Here is a 15,826-nt window from a genome sequence, read left to right as displayed (position 1 = left end):
GGGCTGTACCAACGCGGTCGGTCGGCTGGGCGTGCAGCTCAGCCGACCGGAGTATCGATTCACCTATCAGGGAACGATGACCCCTGCCCGATGCTCGGTCGCGATTTCGAGGTCTGCGAGAACTGCCGGAGAAATGCTCGCCGGGAGACTTGCGCGAAGCGAAATCGCAAGTAAGGTTAGGCTAACCTAACTAAGGCTCGAGCCTTGGTCTGGAGTCTTTCCGCCCACCTTGCCCAGGAGTTGCCGATGCGCCGCACCCCTCTACTGATCGCCGCCCCTCTCTCCGCAATCGCCCTCGCGGCCACGGCCAGCGGGTGCAGCACTCTGGGCGGCACGTCCGCGACGGCGGCGCAGGTGTCCGGCACCACGACTCTCGTGCTTTACAGCGGCCAGCACGAGCAGACCACCGCGCTGCTGGTGTCCGCGTTCGAGAAACTGAACCCCAATATCAAGGTGACCGTCCGCAGCGACGACGAGGGCGCGCTCGCCCAGCAATTGCTGCAGGAGGGTTCGAAGTCGCCGGCCGACCTGTTCTTCGCGGAGAACTCGCCGGCGCTTGAGCAGGTGCAGGAGAAGGGCCTGCTGGCCCCGGCCCCGGCCGAAGCGCTTTCCGCGATCCCGGCCAAGTACGATTCCCCGCAGGGCGACTGGGTCGGTATCACCGCGCGAGTCACCTGCCTGGTCGTGGGAGCGGGCGTACCGGCGTCGCAGGTGCCTACCACGGCGCTGTCGCTGGCCGATCCCAAGTACAAGGGCAAGCTCGCCTTCGCGGGCAGCGAGACCGACCTGCAGCCCGCGATCACCGCCATCGCCGATAAGTACGGCACCAAGGCCGCCACGGACTGGCTCAACGGGATCAAGGCCAACGCCGCGGCCCACCTGCTGCCGGACAACGAAACCGTGACCAAGGACGTGGACACCGGTCAGGTGCAGATCGGACTGGTGGACAACTACTACTGGTACCGGCAGGCGGTGGACGACGGCGGGTTCGACAAGGCGCACTCGCGCATCGCGTACTTCGCGGCCGGCGACCCCGGTTATGTGCTGAGCGTCTCCGGCATAGGCATCCTGGCCTCCAGCAAGCACAAGGACGCTGCCGCCTCGTTCGTCAAGTTCCTGGCCTCGCCGCCGGCGGAGAAGATCATCGCCGACTCGGACAGCTTCGAGTACCCGGTGCTGCCCGGTAGCCCGGCGAACGCGGCCGAACCGCCGCTGTCCACGCTGAACCCGGGCACGGTCGGCGTCGACAAGCTCGGCGACGGCTCCACCGCCATCTCGCTGCTCCAGCAGGCGCAACTGCTGTGAGCGCCCCGACGATGCAGGAGGGCGCCCTCGCGGCGAACGGTGCTCCGATGAGCGCGCCCTCCCTCTCCCCGGCCGCGGCTGCCGCCGCCGTCTCAGGACTCGTGGCCTCGCGCCGGGCCCGCCGCCCACCGGTCCTGCTCGGCCTGTCGCTCGCCGCCTCCGCGCTGGTGCTGCTGCCGATGTTGTTCCTGGTCTACCAGGCCGCGCAGGCCGGCTGGGCGCCGCTGCAGCGGCTGCTGTTCCGCTCGCTGACCGCGCACCTGCTGATCAACACGATCGAGCTCGCGGTCTGCGTCACCGTCCTGTGCGCGATTCTCGGCACCGCGGCGGCTTACGCGACCGAACGCACCGATCTGCCGCTGCGGCGGATGTGGTCGGCGCTGATCGTGATCCCGCTGGCCATTCCGGACTTCATCGTCGGATACACCTGGTCCTCGCTGTGGCCCTCGCTGCACGGACTGGCCGGCGCGGTACTGGTGATGACCCTCAGCCTCAATCCCCTGATCTACCTGCCGGTCAAGGCGGCGCTGCGCGAGGCCGACCCGGGCCTCGAGGAGGCCGCCCGCTCGCTGGGTCTGAGCCCGCTGGGCACCTTCCGCCGGGTGACCCTGCACCAGATCCGCCCCGCGCTGATCGGCGGCAGCCTGGTGGTCTGCCTCGCGCTGCTGGCCGAGTTCGGCGCGTTCGAGATCCTGCGCTTCCAGACCTTCACCACCACGATCTTCACCGAGTTCACCCTCGCCTACTCCACCTCCGCGGCCAGCGCGCTGGCGCTGGTCCTGGTGCTGCTCGGCCTCGGTGTGCTGGTCGCCAGGCACTACGCCGCGGGGCGGCACGGCCGGGTCTCCCGCGCGAGCGGCGGCGCCCGCCGTCCGCCGATCCGGCACCGGCTCGGCCTGCGTGTGATCCCGGTGACCCTCGGCTGCCTGGCGCTGACCGGGCTCTCCCTCGGCGTGCCGATCTCGACGCTCGGCTACTGGCTGACGCGCACGCAGCCCACCACGCTGCCCGCGGTGGCCCCGGTGCCGACCGCCGCCGAGACCACGCTGCTGTACGCACTGCTCGCGGCCGGCGGGGCGATCCTGCTGGCGCTGCCGGTCGCGCTGCTGGTCGAGCGGCATCCGGGTCCGCTTTCCCGGGTGCTGGAATCGGTGACGCTGAGCGTGCAGGGCCTGCCCGGCCTGGTGATCGCGATGGCGCTGGTGTTCTTCGCGGTGCGCTACGCCTTCCCGCTGTATCAGAGTCCGATCCTGATGGTCGCGGCGTACTCGGTGCTGTTCTGCCCGCTCGCCCTGGTCTCGGTGCGCGCCTCCCTCGCGCACGCCCCGGCCCGGCTCGAGGAGACCGCGCGCTCGTTGGGCAAGCGGCCGCTCGCGGCGCTGCTGCGGGTGACCCTGCCGCTGATCGCGCCGGGCCTGGCGGCCGGATTCTGCCTGGTGTTCCTGTCCGTGGTCACCGAGCTGACCGCGACGCTGCTGTTGCTTCCCTCCGGGGTCAAGACGCTGGCCACCCAGTTCTGGGCCTTCCAGAACGACCAGTCGTACGCCGCGGCGGCCCCCTACGCGACGGCGATCGTGGCGATCGCGGTCGTGCCCGGCTATCTGCTGGGCGTGTGGTTCGACAAGAAACGAGGAGCCTGAAAGCCATGACGCAGCTCGCCGAACTGCCGCGACTCGAATCCGCAGCACGGCCCGCATCCGCGGCCGAGTCCCAGTCCGAATCAGCGCCGTCGCTCGTGCGAATCAGTGGCCTGTATAAATCGTACGGTGCGACGCCGGTGCTGCGCGGCGTGGACCTGACCATCCGCACCGGCGCGCTCACCGCCGTGCTCGGGCCTTCCGGCAGCGGCAAGACCACCATGCTGCGCCTTTTGGCCGGCTTCGAGCGCGCCGACCGAGGACAGATCGAGCTTGGCGATAGGACGGTGGATAACGCTCGTAGCGCGGTGCCGCCGGAGAAGCGGCGCATCGGCTACGTACCGCAGGACGGTGCGCTTTTCCCGCATCTGACGGTGCGTGAGAACGTCGGGTTCGGTCTGCCGCGGGCGCAACGGCGCTCTGGACGTGTCGAGGAACTGCTCGAACTGACCGATCTCGGTGGAATGGCGAGCCGGTACCCGCACCAGCTCTCCGGCGGCCAGCAGCAGCGCGTCGCCCTCGCCCGCGCCCTCGCGCCGCGCCCGGATCTCGTGCTGCTCGACGAGCCCTTCTCCGCGCTCGACGCCGCGTTGCGTACGTCGGTTCGGGCGGAGGTTCTGGCGATCCTGCGGGCCACCGCCTGTACCGCGATCCTGGTCACGCACGATCAGGATGAGGCGCTGTCGATGGCCGATCGCATCGCGGTCCTGCGCGAGGGCCGAGTCGTGCAGCACGGCACCGCCCGCGAGCTGTACGACACTCCTGCGGACCCGCAGCTGGCGTGCTTCCTCGGCGAGGCCAACCTGCTCGACGCGACGCTCACCCCGAGCGGCGCCGACCTCGGCCCGCTCGGGCTGCTGCCGGTACTACCCGAGTGCGGCGGCGGTTGCGCCGAAGGTGAGGGCGCGAAGGGAGCCGGTGCGAGCAGCAATGGCGCGAAGGACGCTGCCGCGGCCACGACGGCCAGCGTCGGCGCCACCGCCACCGCGCTGATCCGGCCGGAACAGTTCTCCGTCGACGTGTGCGACGACGCGGCGGACGCCGACTCCGCGCGGGCCGGAATCCCCGGCCTTGTGGAGCGGTGCGATTACTACGGTCACGACGCGATGCTCACGGTGCGCCCGCAGGCCGAGCGGACCGACAACGTGCGGCGTTTGCCCGAGAAGCTGCTCGTCCGCATGCCCGCGGGCGGACAACTCTCGGCGGGCACGCTCGTCAAGCTCACCGTGCGCAGCCCGATCGCCGTCTGGCGTGCGGAGGACGTCGCCGCAGCCGCGTGATCCGCGGAGGCGTGCAGGAGCAGCGTCGGGGTGCTGATGGTTCGGGCCAGCACCCCCACGCTGCGATGAAGGTGCGCGACGGTCTAGGTTGAGTCCCGGAGACCGAGCGGGAGGCGACGATGGCTGACGGCGGCGTGCACTTCGACCCGGAAGTGACGGTGGCCAACCCGGCGCGGGTATACGACTACTGGCTCGGCGGCTCGTCGAACTTCGCCGTGGACCGGGAGCTGGGCGACCGGATGATCGCCATCGACTCGCGTGTGGTGCCGATGGTGCGGGAGAACCGGCACTTCCTGCGGCGCGTGGTCACCTGGCTGTGCCGGCACGGCGTGACTCAGTTCCTTGATCTGGGCTCCGGGATTCCGACTGTGGGCAACGTGCATGAGGTCGCCGCCCGCGTCACGCCGGATGCGAGGGTCGCTTATGTCGACAGCGAGCCGGTCGCCGTCGCGTACAGCTCACGCATCATCGAGGGCAATCAGAACGCGACGATCACCCACGCCGACCTGCGCGACTCGCAGACCGTGCTGTCCGCGCCGACGGTCGCCGGGCTGCTGGACTTCAGCCGGCCGGTCGCGGTGCTGGCGCTCTCGGTGATGCAGTACTTCGACGACGCCTCCGATCCCGCCGCCATGCTGGCCCGCTATCGCAAGGCGCTGGTTCCCGGCTCGTACCTGGCGATCTCGCATATCAGCGCCGACGATCCGGAGGTGGACATGGACGGCCTGGCTGAGGCGACGAAGCAGGCCACCGTGCAGGCGCATCCGCGCACGCGAGCCGGGGTGACGGCGTTGTTCGGCGACGCGCAACTCGTGCCGCCGGGATTGGTCTGGGTCGGTGCTTGGCATCCGGAACCCGGCTCGGCCGAGCCCGTGCCGGGGATGCTCGGCGGGCTCGGCCGGGTCGGTTGACCGGCGACGTCAGCGGGTGGGCTTCAGCCGCCGAGGCGGAACTGTTGCGCCGCGGTGCCGTTGCAGTCGTAGATCTGAAGCAGGTCGCCGGAGGCCTCGTTGTTGTTCGGGTCGTCGAGGCAGCGTCCTGATTGCGGGTTGAGCAGCGAGTTGTTGGACTGGCTCACCCACGCTTGGGAACCGGTGCCATTGCAGTCGAACAGCTGAACCTGCGTTCCGTTTGCGGTTCCCGCATTGCGCACGTCGAGGCACTTACCGAAGACGCGGATCGTGTTGTCACCGGGCGCGTACCAGCGCTGCGCATCAGTCTGGTTGCATGTGTAGAGCTGCACAGCCGTCGCATACGACGGATCGGCGCCGGCCACGTCCACGCACAGCCCGCCGGGCCCATTGATCGGACCTGGCGGCAGCTTCCAGAGCTGGGCTGCCGAACCGTTGCAGTCGTAGAGCTGTACTTGCACCGCGCCCGGCGTGGTGTTGCCGTTCGGTACATCGAGACAGCGCCCTGATTGCGGATTGATCAGTGCGCCGTTCGTCCCGGCGACCCAGGTCTGGGAAGCGGAGCCGTTGCAGTCGAACAGCTGCACCGGCGTACCGTTCGCCGTGCCCGCGTTGGCGGCATCGAGGCACTTACCGAGAACCTGCACAGTGTTCGCGGTCGTATACGTGATCTGCTGCGCGGCGGTGTGATTGCAGGTGTACAGCTGAATCGGCGTTGCGTTCGCCGTCGATCCGCCGCGTACGTCGAGGCAAAGGCCGCCGTCGCCGATGACCTCTCCGCTCGTCGGATTCGCGGTCGCGCTGCCGCTCAGCGTGATGGTGTGCGCCGAACTGACCGGAAGCGCGCCGGTGACGACGGTAGTCGTCCGCAGATTCGGGTTGTAGGACCACGCGGTTTCCGGGACCTGAACGCCGTCGACGAACACCGCCGTCGGCGCGTTCGCGTTCGACAGCCGCAGCGTGTAAGAACGCTGGCTTGCCGCGCCGCTGAAACCGCCGCTGTCGGCTCCGATGGTCAGCGTCCGCGCGGCGTCGCTCCACGAGATCGGTGTGCTCGTGGACTGGCCGCTCTGGTAGCCGGCGCCTTCGCCCGCGTCCTGGTAGAGCGAGAACGAGCCGTCCGATCCGGCCGCGACTGAAACCGTGAGCTGGGTCAGCGGCTTCTGCGCGGCGTCCTGGACGTAGTCGGTGCGCGTCGGCATAATGCCGCCGCTCTTGATCAGCACCGGCATCGCCGAAAGCGGGTCGGTGATGGTGACGGTGGTCGGGCCGGTGTAGCTGGTGCCGGTGAAGTAGTCGGTCCAGGTGCCCGGCGGGATCCAGGCGCTGACCGCGCCGTTGCCGTTGGCGTCGTTCGGGGAGGTGATCGGCGCGACGAGGACGTTGTCGCCGTACAGGTACTCCTGGTTGTAGGTGTACGCCTCGTTGTTGCCGGGATAGTCGAGATACAGAGGCCTGATGATCGGGACGCCGGTAGCGTGCGCCTGTTCGGCGAGAGTGTACGTGTACGGCACCAAGGCCTCGCGCAGCCGCAGGAAGCGCTCGGCGCTCGCGTCCGCGGCCGCGCCGTAGCTCCACGGGAGCCGGTCGCCGTGATCGGAGTGCAGCCGATCGATCGGTTGGAAGGTGCCGAGTTGCACCCACCGCGCGTACATGTCGTCGGCCAGGTGGTTGCCGTGGAAGCTGCCGATGTCGTTGCTGACGTTGGAGATTCCGGCCGCGGCCTCGTCCCCGGCGAAGTGCGCCTCGAGCGACATCATCGCCCAGGTCGCCTCGGTGTCGCCGGTGAACTGCATCGTGTTGCGCCGCTCGGACCACGGCCCGAGCGCGTACGTGCCCAGGTCGCCGGCCTGCGCGGAGGAGCCGATGCGGCCGAAGGAGAAGCCGCGCAGCCCGCGTGCCGCGTCATCCTGCGCGTATGCCTGGTTGATGAGGTTGTCCGGGGCGACGTGCGGGTCGCTCGCGGTGGAATTGCCGCAGCCACCGCAGTAATCCAGCCACCATTGACGCACGCCCTGCTGCTCGAAGGGCTTGTGCAGGTTGAAATAGGCGGCCAGCTGGTTCGGATTCGACCAGTCGAACTCGTAGTCGCCGGAGCGGCCGGGGTCGGGGGAAAGGCCCCCGGCGGTGGAGTTCGCGGCGGGGAACTGCGGATCGTTGCCGGCGATGCCTACGTGGATGTTGAACGAGGTCTCAAGGCCCTGTTGTTGCGTCCAGGCCATGAACGCGTTCGGGTCGGGGAACAGGGCGCTGTTCCAGTTCCAGCCGTCCCACTGGTTCGGTGCCTTCCAGTCGGTGTCCACGACCAGCCAGTCCAGTGGCGTGAAGGTGCTGCGGAAGGTGGGCAGCAGCGTGTTCTCGTAGTCGGCGGCGGTGTAGGCGTAGTAGCGCGAATACCAGACGCCGTAAGCGGATTCTGGCAGCAGGTCCGCCCCGCCGGTCAGTGCATTGAGATCGGAGAGGCCCTGCTTGTAGTTCGTGCCGTAACCGAAGAAGTAGCCGTCCTGATAGGGCTGCGTGCCGTGGGACGGCCGATCGGTCACGGTGCCGTTCGCGTTGAGCAGTGCCGAGCGCGAGTCGTCCAGCAGATACCAGCCGTCGCGATCCAGGATGCCCGGGTGCTCGATCGAGGTGGCGGGATTCTGGTTGTCCAGCGAGCTGGCCCAGCCGCCGAGCGTGTCCTTCGGCCCGGCGCCGTATGCCGTGGTCAGCAGCGAGCTCGAAGCGCCCGGCGGCGGATAGGAGGCGCCGGAGGCCGTGACGGCGAGGCTGTCGAGGTTCACGTTGCCGCTGTCGGACGGGTTCTGCACGATGCCGATCGTGTTCACGCCGGCCTTGAGGCTGACCGGAACGGACACAGTCGACCAAGTGTCCCAGGATGCTGTGACCGGGAGGGTCAGCGTCGGACCCGGTGCGCCGTTGACGGTGGTCGAGAGGGTACGCGTGGTGTCCTGTCCGTCGCCGCCGGTCGCGTTGGCATATCGAACACTGAGTTGGTAGGTGCCGGAGGACGGGACTGCCGAGACGTCCTGCTGAATCCCGCTGTGCGCCTGGTTGAATCCGGCGACGAAGCCGGAGCCGGTGTAGTTGCCGTGGTCGTAGGCGGTCGCGGCACCCCAGCTCAGCAGGCTGTTCTCGGCCTCGCAGGCCGTGGCGAAGGCGCAGTAGGAGGGAAAGGAGGGTGCGGCGGTGACGTTGGTTCCGGAGACGACGACCGACGTGTTGGCGGCGGTGAACGGCCCGCTGCCTTCCTTGTAGCGCAGGGTGAGCGAGCCGGTGTCGATCTGCCGATAGCCCCCGCTGACCGAGGTGGTGAACGGTACGGCCGGGAATGATCGGTTCACCGCGTTGAACGTCGCGGCATCCTGGAACTTGCCGTCGCCGGCGTATTCGAGGCGGATCAGCGTCGGGGTGAGCACCTCGAAGCGGGCGCTGCCGTCGGTGACAGTGGCGTGGGCGGCGGTCGCGCGCGCCGATTTGGCGGCCGCCGGGGGAGCGGAGGTGACGAGCGCGGTGCCGAGAAGGGCGAGCAGCGCGGCGGTCGCGGTCAGCGTGCGGGCCGAGGTCGGGGTCGGGGTCGTGGTCGGAGAGGTGGTGCGGGGCGATTGTGGGTACATGCCTGCTCCACAATGAGGCGCGGGGTTGACAACGTTGTCAGTTTGCTGTTTAGCAGAAACACAGCAGTCGAACAAGACCGGTCAGAGCAGAACCGGCTCGAACAGAGGTCCGATCAATTCTCCCCGTGACCGAACAAAGGCGGCGCAGTGGTCACGGCCCGACGACGGATTACCAAGGGTTTCGTTAGCGTCTGGTAACGATCGCGTATGGCCTCTGATGCGCCCTTGATCCGCACCGCCGGCGACGTCACCATGCTGCGCATGGCCACGGTCGTCGCCTTTCACGCGCACCCGGATGACGAGGCTCTGCTCACCGGTGGCACCCTCGCGCGCCTCGCCAGTGAAGGCCATCGCACCGTCATCGTCGTGGCCTGTGACGGGGTCACCGGCGAGGCGACCGGCGAGGACGCGACGCGACGGCTCGACGAGCTGCGCGCCAGCGCCCGGGTGCTCGGCGTGGCGCGGGTCGCCCACCTCGGCTACGCGGACAGCGGCTGGGGGCCGGTCTTCTTCCCCGACCCGGCCGATCGCGCGCGCTTCGCCCGTGCGCCGATCGAGCAAGCGGCACAGCGGCTCGCCGACATCCTGCGCGAGGAACACGCCGACGTGCTGATCACCTACGACCCGCAAGGCGGGTACGGGCATCGCGACCACGTTCGCGTCCACGAGGTCGGCGCGCGAGCCGCCCGCCTGGCCGAGGTGCGTCGCGTCCTGCAGGCGACCGCGCCGCGCGAACCCCTGGTGCGGACCTTCCAGGTGCTGCGCGCGGTCGGCCTGCTGCGCGGCTACGACCCGGAGACGATCCGCACGTCCTACAGCCCGCGCGCCGCGATAACGCACCGGGTCGATGTGCGCCGCTTCGCCGGGGCTAAGCGCGCGGCGCTGGCGTGCCACGCCTCGCAGGTGCGGGGAAAGGGGCGCGCGTCGCTACCGCTGCGCGCGTTGGCGGGCCTACCGACGCCGTTGTTCGCGCTCTTACTCGGCCACGAGTGGTACGTGGACCCTGACGCCGTGGTCGGCGGATTCGTGCGCGAGAAGATCGTGTAGCCGAGGTGCCGGAGCATCGCGGCGAAGGTGATCACTCAGGCCGTGAGATGCGGCGGTGCCTGTTACTCCCGGGGCGTTTGGCTCCGATAGGAATGGCCGAGCTCCGGCCCGAGGCCGAAGTAGTGCCGGAAGTTGTAGATCAGCGGACTCCACGCGGCCGGGTCGACGTGGTCCGTCCCGGGCACCACGATGCGCGGATCGGCGTGCACTTTGCGCACGACGGCTTCAACGATCACGAAGTCGCCGGAGACATCCGCCCGGACCCGGGCGGCGCGCGCCTCCAATTGCAGCGGGCACTGCGCCACGCGCGGCGGCCGCACCGTGTGCGCGGGCTCGGGTCGCAGCCCTGCCGCGCCGAACTTGTCCGGCTCGAAGCGGCAGCCCGCGTGCTTCGACGCGGGCACCGGGTCGCGGCCGGTCAGCGGGGCGAGCCGCTCGACCTCGCGCCACTGCGCCGGAGCCGGCAGGTTGATCACCAGGTCGGGGCGTCTGACGAGGTTGTACGCGGTCTGTCCGTCGCGGCCGAGGCCGAGCACTACGGTGCGGCCGAGCGCCCACGCGGAGGACATCGGCGCGAGGTTCGGTGAGCCGTCCTCGTTCTCGGTGGAGAGCAGGACGACCGGCGTGCCGAAGTACAGAATGCTCGGCTCGATCGTTATGTGCTCGATCGCTGCCTGCGCTACCTGATCGGTCGTCCGATCCCGGCTGCCGGCCGGAGCGGTGGCTTCGGTGGTTGCTGCGTCCATGGTCGCGAGCCTAGGCAGCGGACGCTTCGGCGCCGGCCGAAGCGTTGCCGACGACAATGGGAGATATGGACGCAAAATCCGCGCGCACCAGCGGCCCCGATCTCGCTTCCGTGGCCAGGCTCATCGGCGACGAGACGCGCGCCGCGTTCTGCCTCGCCCTGCTGGACGGCCGGGCTTGGACCGCCACCGAACTCGCCCGGCACGCGGGTGTGGCCGCGTCCACGGCGACCGAGCACCTGAACGCGCTGGTCGCCGGGAGCCTCTTCACGGAGGAACGGCAGGGGCGGCACCGCTACGTGCGGCTGGCCAACCAACAGGTCGCCGAGCTGGTCGAGAACCTCGCCGCGCTCGCCCCTGAGCGGGTCGCGCCCGTCAGCTCGCTGTCCGCCGCCAACCGGCGCCAAGCACTCGCCCACGCGCGAACCTGCTACGACCACCTCGCGGGCGTCGTCGGCGTGGCGATCGCGGACGCGATGACCGAACGCGGACTGTTGAACTGGGCACACGGCCTCGCGCTGACCGAAGCGGGCGGCAAGTGGCTCGCCGATCTGGGCATCGAGGTCCGCGCGAGCGCGCGCCGGCCGGCCGTGCGCTCCTGCCTCGATTGGACCGAGCGGCGCCCGCATCTGGCCGGAGCGGTCGGCGCCGCCGTGTGCCGGCACGCGTTCGACCGGGGCTGGATCACTCGAGTCGGCTCGACGCGCGCGGTGACCGTGACGGACACCGGACGCGAGGCGCTGTCCAGCGGACTCGGTTTGCCCGCGGAGGTCCTGGAACGGCGCCGGTCCTGAATCGATGCTGCGCGGATCCGTCCGACTCAGTTAATCAGGACCTTTATACGTCGGGCCGCCCTGCGGGCAACCGCTCACCATTCCGGGTGCGGCACATACACGCAGGCGTTCGCGTCGGCGCCATTCGTCATGAGTGAGTTGTCCGGAGGCGGCGCGGCGGTCGTGTTCGAGGACGAACCGCCGGTCGGCGGTGACGAGACGGAGCCGCTGCCGGTCTTCGCCGACACGAAGGCCGTCCCACTGGTCCAGTCGCCCCCGATGATGAGCGTCACCTGCGCGAAGTCCCCGGACTCGTGCATCACGGAGCTGGGAATCCCGAGCGCGGCGGCGACCGCTGCCGCCGAGTCGGCGCGATTGGCCGGGAAGTAGAGCGCGCTGGTGTGCGTGGGCGTCGCGTTGCCGGTCGTGAGCAGCGCACTGGTGAAGCCGTCGCCCGCCAGCGCGGACTGGATCGCGGCGGCACGCCCGTTGACGCCGCTGCCGTTCTCGATCAGCACGCGTACCGCCGCCTTGTTCACCGACACCGCCTTGTTCACCGACACGGTCCCAGAACCCTGCGAACCTCTGCTCGTGACGGAAGGCGGCGCCGCTGTGGGCGATCCCGCCGACGAGGACGTCGAGCCGGAGGCCGCGGCGCGGGTATACGGAGTGTCGGCCCTGATCGCCGCGAACATCTGGTCCGCCTCGGGCTGCTGGAACTGCAGCTGGCTCAGCCGCCACGCCGCGTTCGGGCCCGAATAGTCCACCGTCGGCACCGACAGCATCGTGACCCGGCTCGTCGGCACCTTCCCGATCTCCTGCGCCAGGCTCAGCAGATCCGTCACGCTGCTCAGCTGGGAGTCCACGGTCAGCGCCTTGGTCGCCGCGTCCGCGACCGAGTAGAGCGTCATCACGTGCGTGAGCGAGGCGTTGTCCTTGAGCTTGCGCAGCAGCGCCGCCATGAACAGGTGCTGAGCCTGCTCGCGGTAGACCTCGTTGATGAACGCGTGCCGGGTGCGCAGCCAGCCGAGCGCCTGCGTGCCCTGGACCACGGTGGTGCCCTTCGGCAGCTTCAGGTGCGAGAAGTCGTCCTCGATGTTGTTGGTGACGCACACCGGCACCCCGCCGAGGGCATTCGACATCGTCACGATGCCGGCCATGTCGATCTCGATGAAGTGGTCGATAGTCAGCCCGGTCAGGTCGTGTACCGCCTCGACCGAGCACGACGGGCCGTGCACCAGGGAGGCGTTGATCAGGTCCACCGGGTCGTGCGCGCAGGCCGGCAGGTTCACGATCGAATCGCGCGGGATCGACATCACCGTCATGTTCGAGCGGTCGGCGGCCAGGTGCAGCACCATCATCGTGTCCGCGGTCGGCGCCGTGTCCGCGCAGGCGCCGCCGAGATGGCAGTCCGCGGCGTCGATCCGCCCGGCGTTGCCGAGCAGCAGGATGTTCATCGCGCTCTGGCCGAAGCGGTTCGACGCCTCAGGGGACTGAGTCACGCCCTGCGGCAGCAGCGGCGCGCTCTTGAGGTTTTGGTTGAAGTGCACGTAGACGTACGCGGCCGCGCCGCCGGTGGCGAGCACGACTGCGGCCAGCGAGAGCCCGATCCACTTCAGTGCCTTGCGCTTGCGTTTCCGTCGGTGGGTCATGCCCGCAATGACGTCTCGCCCGGGGCCGCGGAATCGCGGCTTGTGTATCAAAGTGTCACGGCGAGGCAACGGCATGGTCCATGTCGAGGAGCGCGGAGCGGTCTAGCTGCTTACCCGTGGGTCGGCCGATCCTCCGGCATTGATGCCGGGACGCGGCCAAGAAAGCTTCAACTGAACATTAAGCGCGGCTGGTAAGCCTCGCTGCCTAAGCGCCGACCTGCGCACTGCCTGCTGACATCGTTGTCTGGTCTAGTCCGATTGGACTAGACCTATCTTGACAAGCGTGATCCGGGTCGGTAGACCGTTGACGTTGCCCTCTCCGGTGGACGGCGCATCCGTCGGATCGAGCCAACCTGCCCCCGCGCGGCGTGAGTCCGCCCACCCGGCCCTTCGGCCGGCCGGACTCCGCGGCGGACGGCCGGTGGCCGTTCACCCGATTGGAGTCGCGACGACGATGGTGTCGAATCGCCGTTCAACCAGCCGGCCCCGCCGGTCTTGCCCGCCCCCGCCCGGGGCTTGCCCGTCCGCGCGCTCCGCGTCCGCGTCCGGGTACTGCGCCGCCGCGAACTCGGCGCCCACGACCTCCGCCTTCGCTGACGCGGCGCCCGCCTATCCGGCGACCGGCCCCCGCTAGCGGATCCGGCCCGCACCCGAATCCGCACTGCCCTCAGCTGCATTCCGACCACGCATCCACCCCCAAAGCCCGGCCGGATCCGGCGCCCGCACTGCGCCCGATCCGGCCGTCCGGCGCACTCCCTTCCCACCCCTCACTGGAGCCAGGAGACATGCGTAGACCCAGACGCGCCGTACTCGCGGCGGCGACCACCGCGGCCGCCGTCGCGGTCGGCACGAGCATGGCGCTGCTCGGGGCGACCAACGCCCAGGCCGCACCGACCAACACCACCGGCGCCGCGGCGACCTCCGGCGGCCTGAAGATCGCCTACTTCGACCAGTGGTCGATCTACCAGAACGCCTTCTACCCCAAGAACCTCGACACCGAGGGCCTCGCCGGGAAGATCAACTACCTGATATACGACTTCGAGAACATCGACCCGACGAACCTCACCTGCTTCGAGACCACGAAGGCCACCGACCCTGACCCCGGCGGCGAGAGCGACCCGAACGCCGGCGACGGCGCGGGCGACTCCTTCGCCGACTACCAGAAGTCGTACGACTCCTCGATCTCGGTGGACGGCACCTCCGACGCCTACGGCATGCCGATCGTCGGCAACTTCCACCAGCTGCAGGAGCTGGAGAAGAAGTACCCGAACCTCAAGGTCGAGGTCTCCCTGGGCGGCTGGACCTACTCGAAGTACTTCTCCGACGTGGCGGCCACCGCGGCCTCGCGGCAGAAGTTCGTCTCCTCCTGCATCGACATGTTCATCAAGGGCAACATCCCGTCGCAGGGCGGCTACGGCGGCCCCGGCACCGCGGCCGGCATCTTCTCAGGCTTCGACATCGACTGGGAGTACCCGGGCAACGCCGGCGGCCACCTCGGCAACCACTACTCGGCCGCGGACAAGCAGAACTACACCTTGCTGCTCCAGGAGTTCCGCACCGAACTCAACGCCCTGACCAGCAGCACCGGCAAGCAGTACACGCTGTCCGCCGCCGTTCCGGCCGGCCAGGACAAGATCGCGGACATCGAGACCAATAACGTCGGGCAGTACCTGACCTTCGCCGACGTGATGTCCTACGACATGCACGGCGGCTGGGAGAGCACCGGCCCGACCAACCACCAGGCTCCGATCTACGACAACCCGAACGACCCGATGAGCCCGGTCGCCCCCGGGACCTCGAAGTACACGGTCGACGAGGCGGTCAAGGCCTGGACGGTCGGTGATCCGCAGTACGGGATACCCGGCGGCTTCCCGGCGAGCAAGCTGACCATCGGCGTGCCGTTCTACTACCGCGGCTGGACCGGGGTGTCGGCCGGCGCGAACCACGGCCTGTTCCAGGCGGCCAGCGGTCCGGCCACCGGCGCTGCCCTCTCCGGCAACGTGCCGGGGATCCGGATGTACAAGGAACTGAGCGGCGTCGTGGACAACTCGTCGGACACCTTCTGGGATCCGGCGGCGCAGGCGGCCTACTTCTACGACGGCTCCAACTTCTGGACCGGCGAGGACGCCCAGTCGATCCAGGCCAAGGCCGACTACCTGCACTGCAACGGCCTCGGCGGCGCGATGATGTTCTCGCTCTACGACCTCGACCCGGCCGCGACGCTGTTCAACGACACGGTCACCGATGTCAACGGCTCGGCCTCGCAGTGCCCGGCCGCGCCGCCGTCGCCGAGCGCGAGCGCCAGCCCGACCTCGACCGGCGGCGGTTCGCCGAGCCCGAGCACCTCGCCCTCGGCCTCCCCGACCGGCGGCACCGGCTCCTGCTCGGCTCCGGCGTGGGTGTCTACGACCGCGTACAACGGTGGCGCGGTGGTCTCCTACAACGGCCACCAGTGGACCGCCAAGTGGTGGACCCAGGGCGACATCCCCGGCAACAACGCGCAGAACGTCTGGACCGACAACGGCGCGTGCAGCGGAGGCGGCAACCCGAGCCCGTCCGCATCGAGCACCACTGGAGGCGGCACCTGCTCGGCCCCGGCGTGGGTGTCCACGACTGCGTACAACGGTGGCTCGGTGGTCTCCTACAACGGTCACAAGTGGACCGCGAAGTGGTGGACTCAGGGCGATATCCCCGGCAACAACGCGCAGAACGTCTGGACCGACAACGGAGCCTGTTGAGTTAGCGTCCCAACAAAAAGCGGGGCCGCCCCTGGCGCAGCTCAGGGGCGGCCCCGCGGCTCGCGAAGGTCAGCCGACGGAGCAGGCGGTGCCGTTGAGGGTGAACGCGGTCGGGGCGGCCGC

11 protein-coding genes are annotated in these 15,826 nt (G+C 69.3%); 7 read left to right on the top strand and 4 right to left on the bottom strand.

The window, feature by feature from the left end:
• The first annotated feature begins 246 nt into the window (after nt 1–246).
• The 4 genes from VFA06_RS16015 to VFA06_RS16000 all read left to right on the top strand — a co-directional run bounded on the left by VFA06_RS16015 (nt 247) and on the right by VFA06_RS16000 (nt 5,133).
• Nucleotides 247–1,305, top strand: a complete 1,059-nt coding sequence (locus tag VFA06_RS16015; protein WP_324841372.1) for an extracellular solute-binding protein — start codon at nt 247–249, stop codon at nt 1,303–1,305.
• Nucleotides 1,302–2,945 carry an iron ABC transporter permease gene (locus VFA06_RS16010; RefSeq protein ID WP_324841371.1) on the top strand — a complete coding sequence of 548 codons (1,644 nt, stop codon included), beginning with the start codon at nt 1,302–1,304 and terminating at the stop codon, nt 2,943–2,945. The genes VFA06_RS16015 and VFA06_RS16010 overlap by 4 nt, the downstream gene beginning before the upstream one ends.
• 5 nt (nt 2,946–2,950) lie before the next feature.
• Nucleotides 2,951–4,222, top strand: coding sequence for an ABC transporter ATP-binding protein (locus VFA06_RS16005; RefSeq protein WP_324841370.1), 1,272 nt, complete (start codon nt 2,951–2,953; stop codon nt 4,220–4,222).
• A gap of 119 nt (nt 4,223–4,341) precedes the next feature.
• Entirely contained in the window at nt 4,342–5,133 is a 792-nt protein-coding gene (locus tag VFA06_RS16000) for an SAM-dependent methyltransferase (RefSeq protein WP_324841369.1), read from the top strand.
• 23 nt (nt 5,134–5,156) lie between these two features.
• Here the strand turns inward: VFA06_RS16000 and VFA06_RS15995 are convergent, their stop codons facing one another.
• On the bottom strand, nt 5,157–8,750 hold the full coding sequence (locus VFA06_RS15995; RefSeq protein WP_324841368.1) for a ricin-type beta-trefoil lectin domain protein: 3,594 nt from the start codon (nt 8,748–8,750) through the stop codon (nt 5,157–5,159).
• Nucleotides 8,751–9,011: 261 nt separating this feature from the next.
• Here VFA06_RS15995 and VFA06_RS15990 point away from each other — a divergent pair, with 261 nt between their 5' ends.
• Nucleotides 9,012–9,797 (top strand): PIG-L deacetylase family protein, encoded by a 786-nt coding sequence (locus VFA06_RS15990; RefSeq protein ID WP_349260207.1) that lies wholly within the window; start codon nt 9,012–9,014, stop codon nt 9,795–9,797.
• Between the two features lie 62 nt (nt 9,798–9,859).
• Here the strand turns inward: VFA06_RS15990 and VFA06_RS15985 are convergent, their stop codons facing one another.
• Nucleotides 9,860–10,543, bottom strand: a complete 684-nt coding sequence (locus VFA06_RS15985) for a flavin reductase family protein (protein ID WP_324841366.1) — start codon at nt 10,541–10,543, stop codon at nt 9,860–9,862.
• Nucleotides 10,544–10,599: 56 nt separating this feature from the next.
• Here VFA06_RS15985 and VFA06_RS15980 point away from each other — a divergent pair, with 56 nt between their 5' ends.
• Nucleotides 10,600–11,334 (top strand): winged helix-turn-helix domain-containing protein, encoded by a 735-nt coding sequence (locus VFA06_RS15980; protein ID WP_349260206.1) that lies wholly within the window; start codon nt 10,600–10,602, stop codon nt 11,332–11,334.
• Between the two features lie 74 nt (nt 11,335–11,408).
• Here the strand turns inward: VFA06_RS15980 and VFA06_RS15975 are convergent, their stop codons facing one another.
• Together VFA06_RS15975 and VFA06_RS15970 are read right to left on the bottom strand one after the other, a co-directional pair.
• Complete coding sequence (locus tag VFA06_RS15975) at nt 11,409–12,965, bottom strand: LCP family protein (protein WP_324841364.1); 1,557 nt, start codon at nt 12,963–12,965, stop codon at nt 11,409–11,411.
• 429 nt (nt 12,966–13,394) lie between these two features.
• Complete coding sequence (locus tag VFA06_RS15970; RefSeq protein ID WP_324841363.1) at nt 13,395–13,544, bottom strand: hypothetical protein; 150 nt, start codon at nt 13,542–13,544, stop codon at nt 13,395–13,397.
• 206 nt (nt 13,545–13,750) lie between these two features.
• On the opposite strand from VFA06_RS15970, the gene VFA06_RS15965 reads away from it, so the two are divergent.
• A complete protein-coding gene (locus VFA06_RS15965) occupies nt 13,751–15,703 on the top strand; it encodes a glycosyl hydrolase family 18 protein (protein WP_324841362.1) in 1,953 nt (650 codons plus the stop codon).
• Nucleotides 15,704–15,826 lie beyond the last annotated feature (123 nt).

The organism is Actinocrinis sp., from assembly GCF_035653575.1.
In the GTDB taxonomy this organism is placed as follows: Bacteria; Actinomycetota; Actinomycetes; order Streptomycetales; family Catenulisporaceae; genus Actinocrinis.
Note: the sequence above shows the minus strand (reverse complement) of the source record. Positions and strands in the feature narration are given on the sequence as shown.

Excerpts from the sequence above, each read along its gene's own strand:
- VFA06_RS16015 (WP_324841372.1), top strand. The coding sequence starts at position 247 with ATGCGCCGCACCCCTCTACTGATCGCCGCCCCTCTCTCCGCAATCGCC.
- VFA06_RS16005 (WP_324841370.1), top strand. The coding sequence starts at position 2,951 with ATGACGCAGCTCGCCGAACTGCCGCGACTCGAATCCGCAGCACGGCCC.
- VFA06_RS16000 (WP_324841369.1), top strand. The coding sequence starts at position 4,342 with ATGGCTGACGGCGGCGTGCACTTCGACCCGGAAGTGACGGTGGCCAAC.
- VFA06_RS15995 (WP_324841368.1), bottom strand. The coding sequence starts at position 8,750 with ATGTACCCACAATCGCCCCGCACCACCTCTCCGACCACGACCCCGACC.
- VFA06_RS15990 (WP_349260207.1), top strand. The coding sequence starts at position 9,012 with ATGGCCACGGTCGTCGCCTTTCACGCGCACCCGGATGACGAGGCTCTG.
- VFA06_RS15985 (WP_324841366.1), bottom strand. The coding sequence starts at position 10,543 with ATGGACGCAGCAACCACCGAAGCCACCGCTCCGGCCGGCAGCCGGGAT.
- VFA06_RS15980 (WP_349260206.1), top strand. The coding sequence starts at position 10,600 with ATGGGAGATATGGACGCAAAATCCGCGCGCACCAGCGGCCCCGATCTC.
- VFA06_RS15975 (WP_324841364.1), bottom strand. The coding sequence starts at position 12,965 with ATGACCCACCGACGGAAACGCAAGCGCAAGGCACTGAAGTGGATCGGG.
- VFA06_RS15965 (WP_324841362.1), top strand. The coding sequence starts at position 13,751 with ATGCGTAGACCCAGACGCGCCGTACTCGCGGCGGCGACCACCGCGGCC.